The 21,183-nt window shown below is 75.0% G+C and carries 17 protein-coding genes; 9 read left to right on the forward strand and 8 right to left on the reverse strand.

Annotation, left to right across the window (positions count from 1 at the left end):
* Positions 1-2 precede the first annotated feature (2 nt).
* Positions 3-440, reverse strand: coding sequence for a roadblock/LC7 domain-containing protein (locus tag SGLAU_RS05530; protein ID WP_043498854.1), 438 nt, complete (start codon positions 438-440; stop codon positions 3-5).
* Entirely contained in the window at positions 437-3,283 is a 2,847-nt protein-coding gene (locus SGLAU_RS05535; protein ID WP_043506325.1) for a nitrate- and nitrite sensing domain-containing protein, read from the reverse strand. Before SGLAU_RS05535 ends, SGLAU_RS05530 begins: the two co-directional genes overlap by 4 nt.
* A 428-nt stretch (positions 3,284-3,711) precedes the next feature.
* Between SGLAU_RS05535 and SGLAU_RS05540 the strand changes: the two genes are divergently transcribed.
* Both SGLAU_RS05540 and SGLAU_RS05545 read left to right on the forward strand, forming a co-directional pair.
* Positions 3,712-4,191, forward strand: a complete 480-nt coding sequence (locus SGLAU_RS05540; RefSeq protein WP_078957611.1) for a hypothetical protein — start codon at positions 3,712-3,714, stop codon at positions 4,189-4,191.
* Between the two features lie 60 nt (positions 4,192-4,251).
* Positions 4,252-4,512, forward strand: a complete 261-nt coding sequence (locus SGLAU_RS05545; RefSeq protein ID WP_052413638.1) for an IclR family transcriptional regulator C-terminal domain-containing protein — start codon at positions 4,252-4,254, stop codon at positions 4,510-4,512.
* A 213-nt stretch (positions 4,513-4,725) separates the two neighbouring features.
* Here the strand turns inward: SGLAU_RS05545 and SGLAU_RS05550 are convergent, their stop codons facing one another.
* The 4 genes from SGLAU_RS05550 to SGLAU_RS05565 form a co-directional block, all read right to left on the reverse strand.
* Positions 4,726-9,366, reverse strand: coding sequence for a hypothetical protein (locus SGLAU_RS05550; protein ID WP_043498856.1), 4,641 nt, complete (start codon positions 9,364-9,366; stop codon positions 4,726-4,728).
* Positions 9,367-9,436: 70 nt separating this feature from the next.
* Entirely contained in the window at positions 9,437-10,318 is an 882-nt protein-coding gene (locus tag SGLAU_RS05555) for a hypothetical protein (protein ID WP_043498858.1), read from the reverse strand.
* A gap of 28 nt (positions 10,319-10,346) precedes the next feature.
* The gene (locus tag SGLAU_RS05560) at positions 10,347-11,873 is read right to left on the reverse strand and encodes a hypothetical protein (RefSeq protein WP_043498861.1); all 1,527 of its coding nucleotides are present in this window, start codon (positions 11,871-11,873) and stop codon (positions 10,347-10,349) included.
* A 162-nt stretch (positions 11,874-12,035) separates the two neighbouring features.
* Complete coding sequence (locus SGLAU_RS05565; protein WP_043498863.1) at positions 12,036-12,731, reverse strand: GntR family transcriptional regulator; 696 nt, start codon at positions 12,729-12,731, stop codon at positions 12,036-12,038.
* Positions 12,732-12,860: 129 nt separating this feature from the next.
* Here SGLAU_RS05565 and SGLAU_RS05570 point away from each other — a divergent pair, with 129 nt between their 5' ends.
* From SGLAU_RS05570 to SGLAU_RS05585, 5 genes are read left to right on the forward strand one after another with little or no spacing between them, the layout of a single operon-like run.
* Positions 12,861-14,162, forward strand: coding sequence for an MFS transporter (locus SGLAU_RS05570; RefSeq protein WP_043498864.1), 1,302 nt, complete (start codon positions 12,861-12,863; stop codon positions 14,160-14,162).
* Positions 14,159-14,302: a hypothetical protein gene (locus SGLAU_RS35190; RefSeq protein WP_159072767.1), complete on the forward strand. Its 144-nt coding sequence runs from the start codon at positions 14,159-14,161 to the stop codon at positions 14,300-14,302. The genes SGLAU_RS05570 and SGLAU_RS35190 overlap by 4 nt, the downstream gene beginning before the upstream one ends.
* Positions 14,303-14,325: 23 nt before the next feature.
* Positions 14,326-15,084 carry a LamB/YcsF family protein gene (locus SGLAU_RS05575; protein ID WP_043498865.1) on the forward strand — a complete coding sequence of 253 codons (759 nt, stop codon included), beginning with the start codon at positions 14,326-14,328 and terminating at the stop codon, positions 15,082-15,084.
* Positions 15,081-15,707 carry a 5-oxoprolinase subunit B family protein gene (locus SGLAU_RS05580; protein ID WP_043498868.1) on the forward strand — a complete coding sequence of 209 codons (627 nt, stop codon included), beginning with the start codon at positions 15,081-15,083 and terminating at the stop codon, positions 15,705-15,707. Before SGLAU_RS05575 ends, SGLAU_RS05580 begins: the two co-directional genes overlap by 4 nt.
* Entirely contained in the window at positions 15,704-16,573 is an 870-nt protein-coding gene (locus SGLAU_RS05585; RefSeq protein WP_043498870.1) for a biotin-dependent carboxyltransferase family protein, read from the forward strand. Before SGLAU_RS05580 ends, SGLAU_RS05585 begins: the two co-directional genes overlap by 4 nt.
* A 227-nt stretch (positions 16,574-16,800) precedes the next feature.
* On the opposite strand, the gene SGLAU_RS05590 is transcribed toward SGLAU_RS05585, so the two are convergent.
* The gene (locus SGLAU_RS05590) at positions 16,801-18,219 is read right to left on the reverse strand and encodes a HEAT repeat domain-containing protein (protein WP_043498871.1); all 1,419 of its coding nucleotides are present in this window, start codon (positions 18,217-18,219) and stop codon (positions 16,801-16,803) included.
* A gap of 324 nt (positions 18,220-18,543) precedes the next feature.
* The gene (locus SGLAU_RS05595) at positions 18,544-18,936 is read right to left on the reverse strand and encodes an ankyrin repeat domain-containing protein (protein ID WP_043498873.1); all 393 of its coding nucleotides are present in this window, start codon (positions 18,934-18,936) and stop codon (positions 18,544-18,546) included.
* A gap of 260 nt (positions 18,937-19,196) precedes the next feature.
* Between SGLAU_RS05595 and SGLAU_RS05600 the strand changes: the two genes are divergently transcribed.
* Together SGLAU_RS05600 and SGLAU_RS05605 are read left to right on the forward strand one after the other, a co-directional pair.
* Positions 19,197-19,391 carry a hypothetical protein gene (locus SGLAU_RS05600; protein WP_015661880.1) on the forward strand — a complete coding sequence of 65 codons (195 nt, stop codon included), beginning with the start codon at positions 19,197-19,199 and terminating at the stop codon, positions 19,389-19,391.
* A 37-nt stretch (positions 19,392-19,428) separates the two neighbouring features.
* The gene (locus SGLAU_RS05605; RefSeq protein ID WP_043498875.1) at positions 19,429-21,063 is read left to right on the forward strand and encodes a membrane protein; all 1,635 of its coding nucleotides are present in this window, start codon (positions 19,429-19,431) and stop codon (positions 21,061-21,063) included.
* Positions 21,064-21,183 lie beyond the last annotated feature (120 nt).

The following is a 21,183-nucleotide window of genomic DNA, read 5'->3' on the forward strand; positions in this document are numbered from 1 at the left end:
CACTACCCGCCCGCGGGCAGGTCGGTGCGCGGGGCGGTGGCCAGGTGCGGGCCGACCCGCTTGACCAGGAGCGTCATCTCGTAGGCGACCTGGCCGATGTCCGAGTCGGCGTCGGAGAGCACGGCGAGACAGCTGCCGTCGCCGGCGGCGGTGACGAACAGGAACGCCTCGTCCAGTTCCACCACGGTCTGGCGGACGTCGCCCGCCTCGAAGTGGCGGCCGACGCCCTTGGCGAGACTGTGGAATCCGGAGGCCACGGCGGCCAGGTGCTCGCCGTCCTCGCGGCTCAGGTCCTTGGAGACCCCCGTGGCCAGCCCGTCGCCGGACAGGACGACGGCCTTGCGGATGCTTGCGACGCGGTCCACCAGGTCGTCGAGCAGCCAGTTCAGCTCGCCGGTCCTGCCGGTGGTGGCGTGGTCGGTCGCCTTCGGTGCGGTCATCGACCGTCCCCCTTAGTCGTTCCTCGTGGTGCTGTGCCGCTCCGGGCGTCGTCGCCCGCGGCGTTCTCCTCGCGGCCGCGCCGCCAGCCCCGCTGGAGCGAGGACATACGGCTGCGGACCTCGTCGGCGTCCCGCTCGGCGGGCGCCGCCCGGTCGTCGGTGGGGCGTGCGGGTTCCCGCCTGAGCTGCGGTGCGAGGCTGGCCTGACGCACCCGGCGGGGCAGTGCGGTGGAACCGGTGTCCTTGTTCGCGCCCGTGCCCGGGGTGCCGGTGGCCGTACCCCTGTCGTCGCGGAGGTTCGCGCCGCCGTCGCGGCCCTCGCGGCGGGCCGGGAGGGACGGGAGGCCGACGTGGTCCGGGGAGTCCGGGCGGTCGTCGCGGTGGCCCGGCGGGGTGCCGGCGCGACCGAGTGGTGAGCTGCCGCGGCGGCGGGTCGGCAGGGGGGCCGTGCGGTCCGGGTCCGGGCGGCGCGGGCCGGCCGCCGTCTCGTCCTCCGGGTCCGGGCGGCGGGGGCGCTGTCCGGTGACCGGGCGCCCGTGCGAGCTGACCAGCTTGGGCGTGCGGTGGCGGGGCAGCGGGACGGGTGCGTCGAGGTGGTCGTCCTCGTCGGTGCCGTCGCCCACGGGTACGCCGCGGGGGCGGGAGGGAGGGGCGTGGTGACGTCCGCCGGGGCGGCCGGGCGGCTCCTCGTCCGCGGGCAGGAGGGAGCGGCGCGGGCGGAACAGTCCGCCGTTCTCGCTCTCCTCGCCGTCGAGCACGCCGGGGAAGTCCCCGATCGCGTCGAGGTCGACCGGCGCCTCCAGCTCGACCGGCCCGTCGAGCAGCGAGGCGGGCAGGCCGGGCAGCTGCACCGGCGCGTGGGACAGCGCGGGGCGGCGGCCCGCGCCGGCCTCGGTGTCCTGGCCGGGCCGGGGCCGGTCCAGGCGGAAGCCGATGCCGTTGGTGTCCGGGACGTCGTCGGTCAGCAGCGTGTCGGGGATGAAGACCACGGCGGTGGTGCCGCCGTACGGGGAGGGCTGGAGCGAGACGCGGACGTTCTGCCGCTGGGCGAGCCGGCTGACCACGAACAGGCCGAGCCGGTCGGTGTCGGAGAGCTCGAACTCCGGTGTCTCGGCCAGCCGGAGGTTGGCGTCGAGGAGCGCGTCGGCCGCCATGCCGAGGCCCCGGTCGTGGATCTCCAGGGTGAAGCCGTTGGCGACCCGTTCGCCCACCACCTGGACGGCGGTGTGCGGCGGGGAGAACACGGTCGCGTTCTCCAGGAGTTCCGCCACGAGGTGGGTGAGGTCCGCGACGGCCGGCCCGGTGACGGCGATCCGCGGCAGGCGGCGGACCTCGATGCGCTCGTAGTCCTCGACCTCGGCGACGGCGGCCCGCACGACGTCCATGAGCTGGACGGGTTTGCGCCACTGCCGGGACGGCGCGGCGCCGGAGAGGATCACCAGGCCCTCGGCGTGCCGGCGCATCCGCGTGGTCAGGTGGTCGAGGCGGAACAGGTCGGCGAGTTCCTCGGTGTCCTCGGTCCTGCGCTCCATGGTGTCGAGCAGGGTCAGCTGCTTGTGCAGCAGGACCTGGCTGCGGCGGGCGAGGTTCACGAAGACCTCGGAGACCCCGGCGCGCAGTTCGGCCTGCTTGACGGCGGCCTCGACGGCGGCGCGCTGCAGGGTGTTGAGGGCCTGGCCGACCTCGCCGATCTCGTTCTTGTCGTACTCCAGGCGCGGCACCTCGGTCTCCACGTCGACCTGTTCGCCCGCGGACAGCCGCCGCATCACGCTGGGCAGCCGCACCCCGGACGCCTCGTGGGCCTCCAGGCGCAGCTGGCGCAGATCGCGGATGAGGCCGCGTCCGATGCGCACGGAGACGAAGAGGGAGACCAGCAGGGCGATCAGGCCGAGCGCGCAGGCGGCGACGGACCTCACGATCACGGCGGTGGCGATCGGGTCGACCCGCTGCTGGTAGCGGTCGGCCGCCTCGTCGTCGAGGGTGCCCAGCTTGTCGAGGACCTTCCCGGCGGCCGTGTCCCAGCTCTGCGCGGTGACGCCCTCCGGGGTGCCGGACCGGTGCTTGACGGCGGCCTCCTCGGCCACGCGCAGGGGGGCGGTGTCGGCGTTCTTCCAGAAGCTCTCGTACCGGTCGCGTTCCGCCGTCGGCAGCAGGGACCGGTTGACGTCGTAGAGCAGTGTGCGCTGGGCGATGAGGTCGGAGATCCGGCGGACCTCGTCGCGGGAGAGCCTGCCGACGATCAGGGCGGAGCCGAGCAGGGCGTCCTCGCGGGCGAGGAGTTCGCGGGCGCGGGAGAGATTGACCAGTGCCCGGTACTGGGTGTCCAGGTCCACGTCGTCGACGACGTGGAGGTTGGCCAGCAGCGCGTAGCACGGATCGATCAGCCGGTTGTACAGGGTGAAGGCCTGGGCGCGGTCGACGGTGCCGTCGCCGACGCTGTCGCGCAGTGAGCCGATGCCGTCGAAGGCGTCCAGTACGGCGGTCAGCCGCTCGCTGCCGGCCTCTCCCAGGGCGTCGCGCACGTCCGCGTCCTCGGCGTTGCGGCGGATCTCGGCGATGGCCGCGTCTGTGGCGGCCTGGCTGCGCCTGAGGGCGGCGAGGCCGTCGGAGGCGCGGGGATCGGCGAGATGGACGAGGGTCTGGCGGCGTTCCTGCTGGAGGACGCGGACGGTGTCCTCGGCGGGGTAGGCGATCTGCTCGGCGAGGGACGACGCGCTGAACAGCCGGCCCGCCTCACGGCCCGTGAGTACCGTCGCCAGGGCCCAGATCGCGGTCAGGGACACCAGCGGCACGAGAAGCAGCGCCACGATCTTCCGGCGGATGGACTTCCCGCGAAAGCGCATGGCCTCCCCCAGCTCGACCCCCACCGGCAGGGGGCACACATGTGCGTCAACAAACGGCGCGAGCCTACTACCGACGAACGGCTAACTCGAAGACCGTTCCGGAAGCCGAACTTCCGTACTGCGTACGGGACATGGGGAGTTGTCCGGTCATTGCGGGAGATTGCCTCCCCGAATCGGGTGGTGTCCGAGCAGCCGGAAGCGACGGGTGTGACCGGACGATTGGCCGGATTTTTTCGTTCACGAGCGATCTTCGGGAATCTTCGGGGAGGGCTGTTCGTCCTTCATGACGGGAATGGGGGCGGAATCGGCCACAGGAGCCGTGTCCCGCGCCCGGGCGGCGTAAAACAGCGCAAGCCGGGCAGCCGTTGGGGAGCCGGGTCTTCGGACCGGGAGCGAGCGGTCTGCTGGCGGTGGGGAGTGACACGGTGATGGGCACGGCGGAGCGGAGCGAGGCGGTCGTGGGCACGGAGGGTGCCCTCGTGTCCGGCGATCCGGACGGCGGTCGGGAGCGGCCGCAGTACCGGCCGTTGTGGGTCGAGGAGCCCGCGAAGCGGCGCAGGCTGCCCGACCCGGTCCGTACGGCGGCCGTGCGTGCGGTGCTCGTCATCGCGCTGACGCTGATACAGGCCATGGTGGCGCTGCTGAGCACCCTGGCGGGGTCCTGGCTGGCCTTCCCGATGGTCCTCAGCAGCGTGGCCAGCACAGTGGCCGCCACGTGGGCCGTGCTCGACGTATGGGTGACCCGCCAGGTGTGGAACCAGCGCAACGGCGTCGTGTCGACGCCCAGCAGCACGGCCCGCGCACTGCGCCGCGAGCGGCGCCGGGTGCGCCGGCAGGCCCGGGCCGCCGAGCGGGTGCAGGGTCGCATACACCGGCCCGGCGGCGCCGAGCAGTTGTCGCATCCGTGAGGGCGCGGTCCCGGCCCTCTCCGCAGCGGCGGCGCCACTCGTCCGCCGTCGGGTAGGCGGTTGCGCACGGGGCCGGCCACGCTGCGCGGCGAGCCGGGGGCCGTGGTGGAGCAGGGTCACGGGGTCACCGTCGAGGAGCCGGAGCCGGGCCTCACCGCCGTGGCCGCGCCTGTCCGGGCGGGCCCACGACGGCGAGGTCTCGCCGCGATCAGCGTCTCGGGGCCGGTGTACCGGCTGCATGCCGGCCGGCTGCCCGGGTTCGACAGGCGCGCGGTGGCGGCGGGCGCCGGGGTGTCGCGCCGTACGGGCCGCGGCTTCTGACGCGAGGTCGTCCGCGGAGCACACCGTGCCCGCGATGCGGCTTCGCTCCACCGTCCCGGCTTCACCACACCGGTACGGATGCGCTCCACCGTCACGGCTCCACCTCCACGGGTACGGCTTCACTCCACCGTTACGGCAGCGTCAGCGGCCCTGTGCGGGCCGAAGGCGCCCCGCCGGACCGCGGCGCGGGCCGGCGGTGCACCACGGCCGCGCCTACGGCAGGCTCGGCGCCGGGCGCTTGTACATCCGGGTCGCCGTGATCTCGCTGTGGCCCGCCTCCCCCGGCTGCGACGGCTTGGGCAGGCCGGGCCTGAGGTGTTCCTCGACGCTGATGTACTTCAGGCCCGCCCGCAGGTCCGCGTCGTTGCGCAGACGGATGACCAGCGGGAACTCGGCGAGCGCCGTGGTGTCGAACAGACCGGTCGTGTACAGCAGCTGCACGCCAAGCGCGTCCGAGACGGCCCGCTGGAGTTCCAGCAGGTAGGTCGCGTTGGCCCGGCCGATCGGGTTGTCGAGGAACAGCGTGCCCGCGTGGCGGTGCTTGTCGCTGCGGCCCCGGTCGTTCGAGCGCAGGGCGGCCATCGTGCAGTACAGGGCGATGGCCGCGGTGAGCAGCTGGCCGCCGGAGAACACGTCGCCCATCTGGCCGACGGGCACCCGCTCGGCGCGCAGCACCGCGTCCGGCTTGAGGATCTCGACGGCGACGCCCTTCGGCTGGAGCGCCGCGGCGACCCCGCGCAGCAGCAGGGACATGCCGTCGCGGCGCAGGTCGGAGTTCTTCCTGACCGCCGCACGGGTGGCCTCGTCGATGACCTCGCCGAGCCGTTCGGTGAGCGTGGCCTGGTCGGGTTCCTCGAAGCGGATGCGCAGGAACTCCTGCCCGGACCACTCGCCGAGCCCTTCCGGCAGCCGGGACAGCCGCTGCGCGGAGCGCAGGGTGGCGAGGGAGGACTCGACCAGTCCGCGCAGCCGGTCCACGATCGAGTCCCGGTTGCGCTCCAGCTGTGCCAGCTCGTCCGTGAGGACGCGCAGCCGGGGCGCGAAGGCCTCGGCCCAGCGCTGGGCGTGCTCGGGCAGGGCGGACGCGGGAAGCTCGCGGATCTGCTGCCGCGCGGGGGTGCGCACCTGCTCGTAGCGGGTGGAGTTGGCGTGCCGGACCAGGACGTCGCTCGCCTCGCGGACGGCGGCCTCGGCGGCGGAGAGGTCGGCGGCGCAGCCGCGCAGCGACCGGCGCGCCTCGGCGGCGGACCGCCGGGCCTCCTCCAGGCCGCCCGGATACGGCTCGGGCTGCTCCTGGTCCTCCTCACCGGCGGGCTCGCGCAACAGGTCCCGCAGGAGAGCGGCGATCTCGTCGAAGCCGCCGGCCGCGTCCTCGGCGGCGCGGTGGGCGGCCAGCAGCTCGGCGTGCGCCTCCCGGGCCCGGGCCAGTGCCTCGGTGCGGGAGGCGAGTTCGGCGGTGGCGGTGCGCAGCAGCGCCTGGGCATGCTCGGCGTCGCGCGGCACCAGTTCCTCGGGCAGCTCGGTGTGCGCCTCGCCGTCCTCGGGGGCGTGCCGTTCGGCCTCACCGCGCAGCCGGCCCAGCTGCTCGCTGGCACTGGACATGCGGGTCTCCAGCAGCTGCACCAGCTCCTCCGCGCGGGCGGCGGCGGCCTGCCGGGACGGCCCGTCGGCCCCGTCGGGGGACTGGAGCAGCTGCTCCGCGCGGGTGCGGACCTTGTTGCTGAGCCGGTCCAGCTCGGCGCGCGCCGCGCTCTCGTCGCTCTCCGCGCGGGCCTGCTCGGCGCGCAGGTCGGCGCCGACGCCGACCTTCTCGTACACCTGGGAGGCCGCGCGGTAGGCCTCGCGCAGGGCGGGCAGCGACGCCTGCGGTGCCGCGGAGTCGTCCTCGGGCACGTCGTCGGGGGCGCCCGCGATCTCGGAGCGCTCGGCGCGCAGGGCGCGGGCGGTACGGCGGGCGTCATCGGCGGCGCGCTGGGCGGCGCGGCGGTCCTCGTCGGCGGCGCGGGCCCGCTCCAGGCAGCTCTGGGCGCGGGCCTCGGACTCGGTGGCCTCGTCGGCGAGTTCGCGCAGCTTCGCCTGCCAGCCGGCCCGCTCGCGCAGCCGGAAGGCGAGTCCGGCGAGGGCGTCGGCGGCGCGCCGGGCCCGCTGTGCGGCCTCCTGCTTCTCGTCGCGGACCTGGGCCGCCTCGGCCGCGGTCTCCTCGGCCTCCGCGCGGACGGTGCGCGCCTCGGCCAGCTCGGCCTCGGCCTCCTCGGCGAACGCGCGGGCCTCCTGAGCGGCCGACGCGAGTTCGGCGAGGCGTCCGGCGGGGCAGCCGGTGCGCCAGGAGGCGAGCCGGGCGGCCAGCTCGCGGTCCTTGCCGAGCCGGGCGGCGAGGGTGCGGATCTCCGCGTCGCGCTCCGTGGCCCGGGCGCGCAGCGCCTGCCGCTCCTCGTCGGCGGCGTGCTCGTCGTGCATGGCCGGGTTCGGCGGGACGAGGAAGACGCCGCTGTCGGCTGAGTCGGCGGCCGGGGTGGGGGCGAGCAGGGCGGCGGCGGTGCCGACGGCCACGGCGGACCGGGGCAGCAGCGCGGCGTCGCTCAGTGCCTCGCGGGCGCGGGCGTGCGAGCCGGGGTCGGTGATGATCACGCCGTCGACCAGCTCGGGCCGGGCGGCGAGGACGCGCGCGTGGTCGGCGGGGTCGACTGCCTGGGCGAGATAGCGCCAGCCGGGCAGCGCGGGGATGCCGTGCTCGCCCAGGAACTCCACGGTGGCCAGCACGTCGGGGCCGGGCGGCAGCAGCCCGCCGTCGCCGAGCGCGCCGAGGATCCGGGCGTCGTCGGCGGCGGCGGTGCGCAGCTCGAAGAGCTGCCGTTCGGCGGAGGAGACGGCGTCGTCGAGGAGTTCGCGCAGTTCGTCGGCGAAGCGGTCCAGCTCCTCCGCGGTGAGGGTGCCCGCGGGGCGGGCGCCCTCCTCCTCGGGGGAGCCGGTGCGCGGTCCCGGTACCAGGGCCCGGGATCCGGCAGGGGCGCCGGGCAGGCTCAGCAGTTCGGCGAGCCGTTCCTCGGCGGCCAGGGCCTCGGCGGTGCGCCGCTCCCCTTCGTACGCCCGCCCGGCCGCGAGGGCGGCGTCGGCCGCGCGGGCGGCGGTCAGCTCCGCGCGGGACTCGGCGGAGGCCGCCTCGCGCGCGTGTTCGGCGGCCCGGCGGGCGGCCTCGCGCGCGGTGTCCCAGGCGGCGACGGCGGACTTCTCGGCGTCGCTGGCGGCGAGGGCGGCCCGCGCGGGGTCGGCGTCGGGTGCGCTGTCGTCGAGCCAGCCCGCGCGGACCGCCTCGGCGGTCTCCTGTTCGACCTCGGTGAGCCGCTGGCGCAGGTGTCCGGCCTCGCTGCGGGCGCGCTGGGCCTCGGTGGCGGCGGCGGTGGAGTCCCGGTAGGCGCAGTCGCTGACCTCCTGGAGGGCGGCGGAGCGCTCCTCCTCCTCGTGGGCCAGGTTCTCGGCGCTCTCGGCGGCGGCGTGCAGCGCCCGGACGAGGTCGACGGCGGCCTTGGCGCGGGCGGCGAGCGCGGGGGCGGCGTCCTGTTCGGCCTCCTGGATGGCGGCGGCCACGCGGGCGACCCGGTCGGCGGCGGCGCGGTGCCGCAGCACGGCCTCGGCGGCCTGCCAGGCGGCGTGCAGGGTGCGCGCGTCGGCGAGTTCGCGCTTCTGCGCGGCGGCGGCCTTCTCGGCGGCGGCGAGCGCCAGGGAGGCGTGCCGGTAGGCGAGTTCGGCGGTGATCAGGGCGCTGCGCTCGCGGGCGGTCTCGGCGTGGGTGACGGCGTAGGCGGCGGCCGTGACCCGCTGGGCGAGGTCGGCGGCGCGCACCCGCTCCTGGGCGCCCCGCGCGGACAGCCGCCGGGCCAGGGTGCGGGTGCGCCGCTCGGCGCCGGCGTGCACGTCCCGGGCGCGGGAGCGGGTCTCGGCGGCCTCGACGATCCGGCCGAGCAGGTCCACCGACCCGGCGGTGAAGTCGCGTTCGGCGATCAGTTCCGCGCGCCGGCCCAGCTTGTTGCCGAAGCCGCTGACGAGGTCGGCGAGGCCGTCGGTGTCGCGGGTGTCGGTGACGGCGCGCAGCAGCAGGTCGGTGAAGTCGGAGTCCTTCTTGACCGCGAACAGGCCGGCGGCCTCGCCCTCGTCGGCGTTCATCTCGCGCTGGTAGCGGAAGAGTTCGGGGTCGAGGCCGAGTTCACCGAGGTGTTCGGTCCAGCGCTCGTGGATCTCCTCCCAGTGCACCTCCAGGTGCGGGTAGGCCTTGCCGGCCTCGGTGAGGGCGTCGCGGAAGCCCTTCATGGTGCGGCGGCGGCCCTGTGCGCCGGACTGGCCCTCGACGGGCGGCCGTACGGCGTTGGACTCGGCGACCGGCAGGTTGTCCAGGGTCAGTCCGGGGCCGGGCCGGAAGGAGTACCAGGCCTCGGCGAACTTGCGCGGGTCGTTGGAGACCTGCCGCCCGCGCCATTCGCTGACCTTGCCGACGACGACGCACTCGCCGGTCTGCACGTGCTGCCACTCCAGGGCGACGTGGCCGCAGTCGTCGGCGAGCAGGAACTTGCGCAGCACACCGGAGCTGGCGCCGCCGAGGGTGTTGCGGTGGCCCGGCAGCATCACCGAGAAGATCAGCTTGAGCAGGACGGACTTGCCGCCGCCGTTCTCCAGGAAGAGCACGCCGGCGGGCGCGGGGCGCCGGGGCGGTCCGACGGGCTCCTCCTCGAAGAACTCCGCCTGGGCGGGTGCGGGGTCGGGCACGGGCCGGCCCACACCGCGCAGGTCAAGCACGGTGTCGGCGTAGCGCGCACCGGCGGGTCCGATGGAGTAGAGGCGGACCCGGGACAGCTCGTACATGGCGGACTCTCGTCAGACTTCGGCAGATCGGGGAGGTACGGGTGGTTCGTCGAGGGTGGGGGCGGGCGGCTCACCCGGAGTGGAACGGCAGTCCGGCGTCGGCCACCAGCTCCAGGTCGTCGGTCTCCTCGGCGGGCATCAGGGTCGGCGTGCCGTCGGTGACCGGGACGACGCCGAGCTCCAGCAGTTCGGCCATGGCGGCGCCGCCCGCCATGTCGCGGACCTGGAGCTGGTAGCGCGCGGTGGTGCGGTAGGTGCCGCCGTTGTCGTCGCCGGTGCGCTGGAGGAAGCCGGAGTCGGTGAGGAAGGTGACGGCCTTGGCGACGATTCCGGTGGTGGACGCGGCCGGGCGGCGGGCGTCCTTCGTGGCGCCGGTGGCGCTGCGCCGGGCCCAGATCCGCCAGGCGGCCTCCAGGCCGGGCGCGTCCGTCGCCGGGTCGGTGTTCTCGCCCTGCTCGGCGGCGCGCTCCTCCAGGCGGCGGCAGGCCTGCCGGACGAAGGCGTCGACGCCGTTGACGGTGACCCGGCCGATGTAGCCGTCGTCGGCGAGGTCCTCGGGGCGCGGGTAGGCCATGGCGGCGACGGCGAGGTGGGCCAGCCCGTGCAGGAAGCGGTCGCCGGAGTCGGCGGCGGTACGGCGCGCGTAGTCGCCCATGCGGACGGCGAAGACCGAGTCCTCGGCGGCCGTCACGGCCATGCCCGCGCGCGGGGACACCTCCAGCACGACGAGGCCGAGGCCCGCGGCGACGGCGTCCGCGAGGCGGGCGAAGGGCGGGTCCTCGCGGTAGCGGCGCAGCAGGTCGGCGTACTCCTGGTCGCGGGCGGGCAGCAGCTTGGGCTGGAGCCCGAAGGCGACGAGCCGCGCCGCGTCGGCGGCGTCGGCGGGGGTGACGGGGGTCTGCGCCGTCGGGGCGGGTGCCTCCGGCTCACTCCACTCGACGTGCTCGGTCACGGTCGGTGCTCCTCGCTGTGGTGCTCACTCATGCTGCTTCCGTCCTGTCCGCCGCCATCCCGGCCGCGTCCAGCAGGGCCGTCCCGACGATCAGGTCGGCGCCGCCGAACTCGGGGTCGTCCAGCTCGGTGCCGTCGTCCACGGCGAACAGGAGCTTCTCCTCGCCCTGCCGGTAGGCGGTGCCGACGGGCGGGCTGGCCGCGTGGACCGCCAGCAGGGCCACCAGGTAGGGCAGGTCGGGGTCCTGGCGGCGGGCGTCGGCGAGCAGGCCCGACAGGCGGCGCGGGGCGTCGGCCGGGAGGTCCAGCAGTTCCATGGCGGCGGCGAGCTGTTCCTCGCTGAACCGGCTGTCGTCCGGGGTGGCGATGAGGTCGGGTTCGGGCATCTCGGCGCCCAGGTGCTCCCGCTCGACCGGCGGGGTCAGCAGGATGTCCACGAGGTCGCCGACCCGGACCGAGGCCGGGGTGCGCAGGCCGGTGCCCTTGGCGAACCAGGCGTCGGTGACGCGGATGGCCTGCTCCAGCGGCAGCGGCAGGACCGGGGCGACGAGCTGGCCGTAGAGGTCCATCCCGGCGGTGGCGGCCGGGGTCGCGAAGGCCTGCCGGTCCTGTTCGGCGCGGAACAGCGGGCCGGCCTCCAGCAGGCGGGACTGGAGCTGAGTGTGGCGGCGGATGCAGTCCTTGACGATGTCGACCAGCTCGGCGGCGCGCCGCTTGTGCTCGGGGTCCTCGGACTCGTCGCGGGCCCTGCGGATGTTGGTGAGGATCGCGTTCTCGTGCCGGTAGCGGTCGGCCACGTGGTCCAGGGCCTCGGCGATCATGTCGGGCACGGCGGTGAGCCAGTCCACCGCGCGGACGTTGCGGCGGGTGGCGTCCAGCGCCTTGCGCAGGGTCTCCGAGTACTGCACGGTCCGGTACCGGGCCTGCTCGGCGGCGAGCTGGGCGTCGGCGAGCCGGCCGCGGCTGATCAGCACCTCCAGCTTGACCTCGGCGGCGATCTGGGCGCTGGTGACATCGGTGTCGAGGGCGCCGACGAGGACGTTGACCGCCTCGTCGGTGGTGCGGAGGTAGACGGTGCCGCCGGGGCCGGGGACCTCCTCGATCAGCTTGAAGTCGTAGTCACGGCGGACGTACGTGCCGTCGGGGTCGAAGGTGCCGTACACCGCGCGGAAGCCGCGGTCGACGCTGCCGACGTTGATCAGGTTCTCCAGGACCCAGCGGGCCACCCGCTCGTGCTCGGCGGCGGGCCGCCGCGGGGCCTGGGCGGCGATCCGCGGCACGAGCCGGGCGACGACCTGGTCGTGGTCGGCGCCGGTGTCGAAGTCCATGTTCAGGGTGACGAGGTCGATGGCGGCGAGGGCGATCTCGGCCATGCCGTAGACCGAGTACTCACCGGCCAGGTTCGCCTTGCGCGCGTCGAGGTCGTGCAGCGGCGCGGTGCAGGCGAGCGCGCGCAGCCGCCGCGCCAGTCCCTCGTCGGCGGCCGGGCCCATGGCGGGGCGCGGCCCCGCGCTGAGCTGGGGCGGAGCGCTGTCCGTCGATGCAGGCGAAGTCACGGTGCACAGACTAGGTCCTCGGTCTGACAACGACCCAAACGGCACGGAACGGCTCCGCCGGCCCGGCCGGGGACAGGGATGGTCCGCCGGACCCGGCCGGGGACAGGGGCGGTCCGCCGGCCGCGGACTCGCGGTGGCCGGCCGCGCGGTCCCCCGCTTCCCTCACCGGGTCTCGCCGACGCGGCGCCGGTAGACCTCCACCACGCGTTCCAGCGAGTCGTCGAGGTAGCCGGCGAGCAGGCGCTCGGCCTTCCCCCGCTCACCGGCCCGCAGTGCCTCCAGGATCCGGAGGTTTCGCGCGATGTACGGTTCGTGCAGCCGGCGCGGCTCGTCGACCACGTGGAACGCCAGCCGCAGTTCGGCGAAGACGCTGCGCATCAGCTCGTCGGTACGCTCGCTCCCGGCCAGCGCGACGAGTTCCCGGTGGAAGTGGATGTTGGCCGTGCCCACCGCGTTCCAGTCACCTTCGCGCGCCGCCCGTCTGCCCGACTCGACGGCCCCGGCGAGCGCGTCGACGGCGTAGGGCGGCCGGCCGAGCCCCCGGACGACGGCGCACTCCACGAGCCGTCGGGTGCGGTAGATGTCCTCCACGTCCTCGACGGTCAGCACCCGGACGAAGACCCCGCGGTTCAGCTCGTGCACGAGCAGGCGTTCGTGCGTGAGCAGCCGGAACGCCTCGCGCAGCGTGTTGCGGGAGACCCCGAGCGCGCCGCCGATGCCGTCCTCGGAGAGCCGGGTGCCGGGCGGGAAGTAGCCGTCTGCGATGCGGCTCCTGAGGATGTCCGAGACCCGCTCGGCGGTGCTGGTGCGCCCGAGGAGTGCCCGGTCATCGGCGAGGTCCGTCAACTGCTCTGCCATGCCCGGAATTCAAGCGCAGGCGGCAGGACGGAACAACAGGGGTATTGAGGGATCGTTGAACGATCCTCTACGTTGCTGTGCGTTGGCTCACTCCTGAAGCACCCTCCGTCCTCCCCCTGCGAGGTGCCCATGAGCACGACCCCTCCCCCGAAGGCGCCGGCCGGCGCCACCCGCTCCGGAACAGGTGAACGCCCGTCCGACGATGGGCCGTTGGGCTGGCTGCGCGCGCTCGGACCGCGCGGGCGGCGTGCCTTCGCCGGCGCGTTCGGCGGCTATGCCCTGGACTCGTACGACTACTTCACGCTGCCGCTGAGCATGGTCGCCCTGGCCGCGTACTTCGGCCTGGACAGCGGGCAGACCGGCCTGTTCACCACGGTGACGCTGGTCGTCTCGGCCGTCGGCGGCGCGCTCGCGGGCGTGCTGGCGGACCGCATCGGCCGGGTGAAGGCACTGATGATCACCGTGATCACCTACGCCGTGTTCACGGTGGCCTGCGGCTTCGCGCCCACCTACGAGACGCTGCTCGTCTTCCGCGCCCTGCAGGGCCTCGGCTTCGGCGGCGAGTGGGCGGTGGGCGCCATCCTGGTCGCCGAGTACGCGAGCGCCAGGCACCGGGGCCGCACCCTCGGGGCCGTCCAGAGCTCCTGGGCCGTCGGCTGGGCGCTGGCCGCGATCGTCTACACGCTGGTGTTCTCCTTCGTCGACGACGACCTGGCCTGGCGGGTGATGTTCTGGACCGGGGCGCTGCCCGCGCTGCTGGTGGTGTGGATGCGGCGACGGGTGCAGGACGCGCCCCAGGCCGTCGCCGTACGCGAACACGGCGCCGCCCGGAACTCCTTCACCGCCGTCCTCAAGCCCGGCCTGCTGCGCACCACGGTCTTCGCGATCCTGCTGTCCACCGGCGTCCAGGGCGGCTACTACACCCTCGCCACCTGGGTGCCGACGTACCTGAAGACGGAGCGGGACCTCTCGGTCGTCGGCACCGGCGGCTACCTCGTCTTCCTGATCTCCGGCGCCTTCCTCGGCTATCTGACGGGCGGTCACCTCACCGACCGGCTGGGCCGACGGCGCAACATCTGGCTGTTCGCGCTGCTGTCGTCGCTCTGCATCCTGGCGTACGCGAACATCCCCAGCGGCGCCAACTCGCTTCTGCTGGTGCTCGGTTTCCCGCTCGGGTTCTGCATGTCGGCCATCTTCAGCGGCTTCGGCTCCTTCCTGAGCGAGCTGTACCCGACCGCCGTGCGCGGCACCGGGCAGGGCCTCACGTACAACACCGGTCGCGCGGTGGGCGCGGTCTTCCCCACCGCGGTGGGCTTCCTCGCCGACAGCTGGGGCGTGGGGGGCGCGCTGGTCTTCGGCGCGATCGGCTACGGCGTCGCCGCGCTCGCCCTGCTCGGGCTGCCCGAGACCCGCGGAAGGGAGCTGACGTGAGCGGTCCGCGGCACCTCTCCCCCGGCACCACCGGGGACGGCCCCGAGGTGCGCGGCCGGCCGCCCGGGCATGTCCGCGCGGGGCCGGGCCAGGGCCGGATGTTCCTCGCCGACACCCATGACCGGCACCGCGTAGCCTGACAGAGCAGGACGAAGAGGGGACCATGACCGCGATCGATCTGAACGCCGACCTCGGCGAGGGCTTCGGCCGCTGGCGGCTCACCGACGACGAACAGCTGCTGTCCGTCGTCACGAGCGCCAACGTGGCCTGCGGCTTCCACGCGGGGGACGCGGTCACCATGCGCCGGGTGTGCGAGCTGGCGGCCGAGCGCGGGGTGACGATCGGCGCCCAGGTCTCCTACCGGGACCTCGCCGGCTTCGGGCGGCGCGCCATGGACGTGCCGCCCGACGAGCTGGCGGCCGAGGTGGCCTACCAGATCGGCGCCCTGGAGGTGTTCGCCCGGGCGGCGGGCTCCCGGGTGGCCTACGTCAAGCCGCACGGCGCCCTGTACAACCGCGTGGTCCACGACGAGCGGCAGGCCCGCGCGGTGGTCGACGGGGTGCTGCTGGCGGACGCCGCACTGCCCGTGCTGGGCCTGCCCGGCTCCCGGCTGCTCGAACTGGCCGCCCGGGCGGGGCTGCCTGCGGTCACGGAGGCGTTCGCCGACCGCGCGTACACCGAGGCGGGCACGCTGGTGCCGCGCGGGGAGGAAGGTGCCGTGCTGACCGACCCGGACGCCGTCGTGGAGCGGTCGGTGAGCCTCGCCCGGTCCGGGACGCTCACCACCCGGTCCGGCGGGACGATCCGGGTCCGCGCACGGTCCCTGTGCGTCCACGGGGACACCGCCGGCGCGGTGGAGCTGGCCCGCCGGGTACGCGCCCGGCTGGAGTCGGCGGGCGTGCGGGTGGAGGCCTTCGCATGAGGGTGCTGCCCGTCGGGGACACGGCGCTGCTCGTCGAGGTGGCGTCCGGCGAGGAGGCGCAGGCGCTCCACGCCGAGCTGGTGCGCCGCCGCGCGGAGGGCTCGCTGACGGTGCGCGAGATCGTGCCCGCCGCGCGGACGGTCCTGCTCGACGGCCTGGCCAACCCCGGCGGGGTCGCCGCCGGCCTGAGGGCCGCCGAGGTACCGCCCGCCCCGCCGCAGCCCGAAACGGTCGTGCGCATCCCGGTGCGCTACGACGGCCCCGACCTTGCGGACGTCGCCGCGCACTGGGGCGTGTCCCCCCACGACGTCGCCCGCATCCACGCGGGGACCGAGTTCCGGGTCGCCTTCTGCGGTTTCGCCCCCGGTTTCGGCTACCTCACCGGACTCCCGCCGCGCTACCACGTCCCGCGCCGCGCCACGCCGCGCACCGCGGTGCCGGCCGGGGCGGTCGCGCTGGCGGGGCCGTACACCGGTGTCTACCCGAGGTCGTCGCCCGGCGGCTGGCAGCTGATCGGCCGCACGGACGCGGTGCTGTGGGACCACACGCGCGTACCGGCCGCGCTGCTGGCGCCGGGCACGCGGGTGCGGTTCGTCCCGCGGGCGGAGGTGCCCGCGCCATGACCGACCGGGCTCTCGCCGTCGTCCGCGCCGGGGCGCTGACCACCGTCCAGGACCTCGGCCGGCCCGGCCACGCCCACCTGGGCGTGCCGCGCTCCGGGGCGCTGGACGCCCCCGCTGCGGCGCTCGTCAACCGGCTGGTCGGCAACCGGCCCGGGGCTGCGGTCCTGGAGACCACCCTCACGGGCTGCGCCGTACGTCCCCGGTCCGACGTCACCGTGGCCGTCGGCGGCGCGCCCTGCGCGGTGACCGTGGACGGCCGGCCGGCCGCCTGGGGCGCGCCGGTGCGGGTGCCCGCCGGGGCGCTCCTGGAGGCGGGACCCGCGCGCGCGGGCGTACGCAGTTATCTCGGCGTCTGCGGGGGGATCGCCGTCGAGCCGGTGCTCGGCAGCCGTTCCACGGATCTGCTCTCCGGCCTGGGTCCCGTGCCGCTCACGGACGGCGCGGTGCTGCCGCTGGGCACGCCGGGCGGGCCCCCCGCGCGCGTGGACGCCGCCCCCCAGCCCGCACCGCCGGCCGAGCTGGTGCTGCGCGTGACGCCGGGCCCCCGGGACGACTGGTTCACCGGGCGGGCCCTGCGTGAGTTCACGTCGCGCACCTACCGGGTGTCCGCGGCGAGCAACCGCATCGGGCTGCGCACGGAGGGCCCCGCCCTGGAGCGGGCCCGGAGCGGGGAACTGCCCAGCGAGGGCATGGTGCTGGGCGCGGTGCAGGTGCCGCCGGACGGCCGCCCGGTGGTCTTCCTCGCCGATCATCCGACCACCGGCGGCTACCCGGTGATCGCGGTCGTCCGCTCCGCCGACCTCCCGGCGGCCGCCCAGGCGGTCCCCGGTACACCGGTCCGGTTCGTGGCGGTACGCCGCCGCTGACAGTGCGCCGGGGCCGCGGCCATGCCGGGGGGCGCCTGCGACGAAGGCGCCGGCGAGCCGGCGGGGTCCGTGGGGTGCCTGACGTTGACGCGGCCGCCAGGAGCCCGCGCCCGGCTGGGCTGCCCCCGGCCGTGGCGGTCCGCCCGACAGGTCAGCCGCCGTTCACGCGGCGGCACACCGGCCGGCCTCTGCCGGGCCGCGTCCGCCCACGCGCGGAGCTTCCGGGCTCACACGGCGGAGGCGTCCGGCCCGATCCGGCTGCGGACCGCCGTCTGCACCTCGGCCTCCTCGGCCGGGTCGGCGGCGAGCCGGCGCAGTTGCTCCACCACGCGGGTGTCCCCGGTCTCGGCGTGCCGGGCGGCGAGTTCGCGGGTGCTCTCCTCGCAGTCCCACAGGCACTCGACGGCGAATCCGGTGGGGAAGGAGGGGTCGGTGGCGGCGAGCGCGCGGGCGGTCCTGCCGCGCAGGTGGGACGAGGCGGTCTCCCGGTAGACGTGGCGCAGGACCGGCGCCGCACAGGCGATGCCGAGCCGTCCGGCGCCGTCGACGAGGGTCCACAGGGTCGGCGCGTCGGGGCCTTCGCCCCGGACCGCCTCGCGCAGCGCGCCGAGGACCAGTTCGCTGTCCTGGGCCCCGCCGCGGCAGGCGAGCACCCTCCCGGCGGCGGCGCCCAGCGGGTCGGGCCGCCGGGCCCAGCCGCGTGCCCGGTCGACGGCGGCGATGCCGCTCATGCGCTCGAAGGCGTCGAGGGCGGCCTCGACGACGGCGGGTGAGCCGGTGCCGACGGCGGCCTCGATCAGGTCGAGGGCGTCGGGGTCGCCGGCGTCGGCGAGGTAGCGCAGGGCGGTGCAGCGGGCGCCGTCGGAGCCGTCCCTGGCGGCCTGGACGATCTCGGGGCGGTCCTCGGGTCCCGCGACGGCGGTCAGGCAGCGGGCGGCCGGCACGTGGAGGGCGGCGCCGCGGTCGAGGCCCTGCTGGGCCCATTCGAACACCGCGCGCACGCTCCAGCCGGGGCGTGGTCCGGAGGGCCGCATCTGCCGCTGCCAGCGGTCGAAACAGCCGGTCTCCTGGGCGGCACGCACACGCGTGGCGATCCATTCGCGCGGATCCTCGGCCCACAGCCGCCAGGGCCGGGGTTCGAAGGAGTCCCGTACCACGGCGGCCAGCTCGGCGTCGCCCTCGGCGCCGGCCGGGAAGCGGGACAGGACGTGGGCGGCGAGACCGCGCAACCCGGCGTCGTCGTCGCGCAGGGCGAGTTCGTCGAGGGCCCACGCCCAGTTGGTGCCGTGGGCGGCATACCTGCGCAGCAGTTCGAGGGCGTCCCGCCTGCCGTAGGAGGCGAGGTGGCCGAGGACGGCCAGGGCGAGCCCGGTGCGCGCCTCGTCGGTGTCGAGGATGTCCTCGGGGTCGAAGAGGTGCGCCTCGATGGCGTCCAGCCCGCCGTTCAGGTCGAGGTAGAGGCGGGCGTAGTAAAGGGAGCGGTTCTCCACCTGCCAGTCGTTGCGGGGGTCGCGCAGCACGCAGTGGTTCAGGGCCGTCAGGGCCTCGTCACGGGGGGCGGTGAGCGCGTGGAGCGTACCGTCGCCGCGGCCCCGCTGGAGCAGGCCGAGCAGCGTACCGCTGGGCGCTATGACCGGATCGAACATGGGAAACAGCCTCACATCAAGCGTCGACGCAACCGGGAAACACGCATTACCTGGCCGCGTGACAACACGTCGGGGCGCCCGCCGTCTCATGCTTGCTGTAGACCATCTTCCTCTGCCTCTCGTCGGTGGCCCTTGCGGACCGCATCACGGCCCGCGCGGTGCGGCAACACCTGCCCAGCCATCGCGTCCGTGAATCACGACGTCATGATGACTCGGCTGTTCTCGATGCCGCGACCGAAATATCCGGCGGCCCCGTACCGCCTCCCCCGTGGTCTCTGCCCTGCCTGCTCGGAACGTGCGTTCTACCTGATCAGGCGCTACGAATCAATCCGCGCCGAACAGCTTCAGCAGCTCGGCCTTGCCGAACATCCGGGCGGTGTCGACCGCTGACGGAGTCCCGGCGGAAGGGTCGGCTCCGCCCTCCAGCAACGCGCGGATGACGTCTTCCTCACCCTTGAAGACCGCGCCCGCGAGCGGGGTCTGGCCACGGTCGTTGACGCGGTCCGCCTCGGCGCCACGGGCGAGCAGCGCCCGTACGGTCTCCGCGTGGCCGTGGTAGGCGGCGAGCATCACCAGGGAGTCGCCGCGGTCATTGGTGAGGTTGGCCGGAACACCCGCGTCGACATACGCCACGAGCGCCTCCGTCTGTCCCCGCCGGGCGAGATCGAAGATCTTCGTCGCCAGCTCCACGACCTCGGGGTCGGGGGCTTCACTCATCGGCCGGACCGCCTCTCACTACAACCGTTCAGGTGAATCGCCAGGGTACTGGCTCACGCGGCACATGACCCGATGTGCCCGAGGTAAAGATCACTACGGACCCGCCCGGGCGCAACCCCGCAGCTCGGCCTGGCCGGCGAGGACTCGGCCGGCCGAGCGAAATCCACCGGATTTCACCCGGTTGCACCTTTTATCGTATGGATACATCCTGTGAGCCTGGAAGTACTCATGGTGACTGTCCCCGAACCAGGAGAACTCAAATGATCCTGTCCATCTCAGGCGTGGTCCTGCTCGGCATCATCGTCTTCCTCTTCTTCAAGAAGGACGGACTCAAGGCGTCGCACGCCCTGGTGGCCGCGCTCTTCGGCTTCTACCTGGCGAGCACCGCCATCGCGCCGAGCATCAAGGCCGGCGGCGAGAGCCTGGCGAGCCTGCTCGGCGGCATCAAGTTCTGACGTCCGTCCCGCCCGTACGCACCTCCAGGAGACCGCAGTGGCCCGGCGCCCCCTCCCCCGCATCCTGAGCACAGGCAGCGCGCAGATCGCCCGGAGCCGGGAGCTGGCCCGGACGGCGGCCGACAGCGCCACCGACGTCCTCCACCCGCTGATCACGATCACTCGCGGTCTGCGCCGGCTGGCGGCGGCCGGACGGCGCAAGTGGACCGACACCCCCAAGGACAAGCGCGGGCCGCTGCTGTTCCTGGTGGCCTCGGTGATCCTGGTCGTGGCACTGGTGCCGTACGGCCCGCTGCTCGCCGTCATCACGCTGATGGCGGCGGCAGCCTGGCAGGGCCGGGACCGCGCCCCGGCCACGTCCGAGGAGCCCGGGGAGTCGCACACGGAGCGGCTGAAGTCGCTGTACGAGGCCCTGGTGCCGTACTTCTCGACCGCCGAGGACCCGGAGCCGCTGTACGCGCACGGCGGCGCGTGGGACAAGGCGTTCCCCGAGTTCGAGTTCGACCGCGCGGGCCGGGTCTCCCACCTGGCGGTCCGCTACCCGGCCTACTTCCCGGACGGGGAGCCGGAGGCGCGCGCCCGCGTGGAGCACCTGCTCTCCGCCAAGTCCGGCCGCGGCCGGGAGTACCACTTCGACTGGGACCAGGAGGGCAACGAGCTCACCGTCACCGTCCTGGCCCCGCTGCCCACCGACATCGCCGCCCAGCGCTTCGTCACCGCCCCGGGCGAGACGGTCCTCGGCTTCACCGACCCCACCGAGGTCCAGCGCACGCTCCCCCTCACCCACGGCGAGGAGCGGCGCGACGTCCCGCCGGTCGTCTGGCGCACCGGGATCCGCTCCACCGAGCCGCACCTCCTGGCCGTCGGCCAGCCCGGCACCGGCACCTCCACCCTGCTGCGCTCCATCGCGCTCCAGACCCTCCAGCACGGCGACATCCTGGTCGTCGACGGCGGCGGCACCGGCGAGTACGCCTGCCTGACCGGCCGCGACGGCGTGCTGGCGGTCGAGTGCGGCCTCGCCGGGGCGCTGGCCGGGCTGGAGTGGGCGGCGGCCGAGACCGAGCGCCGGCTGATCGCCGTCAACCGCGCCCGGCAGGAGGGCAACCCGCCGCCGGACGACACCAGGCGGCCCCTGTGGCTGCTGCTGGACCGGCCGACCGCGCTCGGGCACGTGGCCACCGAGGGCACCGAGGGCACCGAGGACCCCTTGTCCCTGCTCCAGGTGCCGCTGCGGCACGGGCGCGCGGCGGGCGTCACCGTGGTCCTCGCCGAGCAGTTCGACGCCGTGGACGCCCTCGGTGACGCGGTGCGGCAGCACACGCGCGCGCGGGTCGTGCTCGGCCCGGCCACCCCCGAGCAGCTCCGGACGGTATTGGGCGCCCCGCCGCACACCACGCCGCCCGCCCACGTCCCGCCGGGCCGCGGCTACGCCCGCCTCGGCGCCGGGCCGGTGCTGCGCCTCCAGGTCCCGGCGACGCCCGACCCGTACGACGACGCCACCAGTGACGCGCACCGGCAGGCCGTCATGGAGCTGCTGCCGCCGCGCAGCACCCCGGCGGACGAGGAACCGAAGGAGCCGGCCGAGCCGGGGCCCGAGGTCGCGGCGGAGCAGGTCACCGAGACGGCCGGGGAGCCGGTGGCCGCGAAGGCGGGCGCGGCGGAGGGTTCCTGAGCCGCACGCGCACCGGGAAGGACGAGGGGCGGGCCGCGCGGGCCCGCCCCTCGCGGACCGGACGGACGCGAGGCGCGACGAAGGCGTCACCGTCGCCGGCGTCCCGGCCGGTCCTCCCGG

Origin of the sequence: Streptomyces glaucescens (genome assembly GCF_000761215.1) — a bacterium.
Classification (GTDB): Bacteria; Actinomycetota; Actinomycetes; order Streptomycetales; family Streptomycetaceae; genus Streptomyces; species Streptomyces glaucescens_B.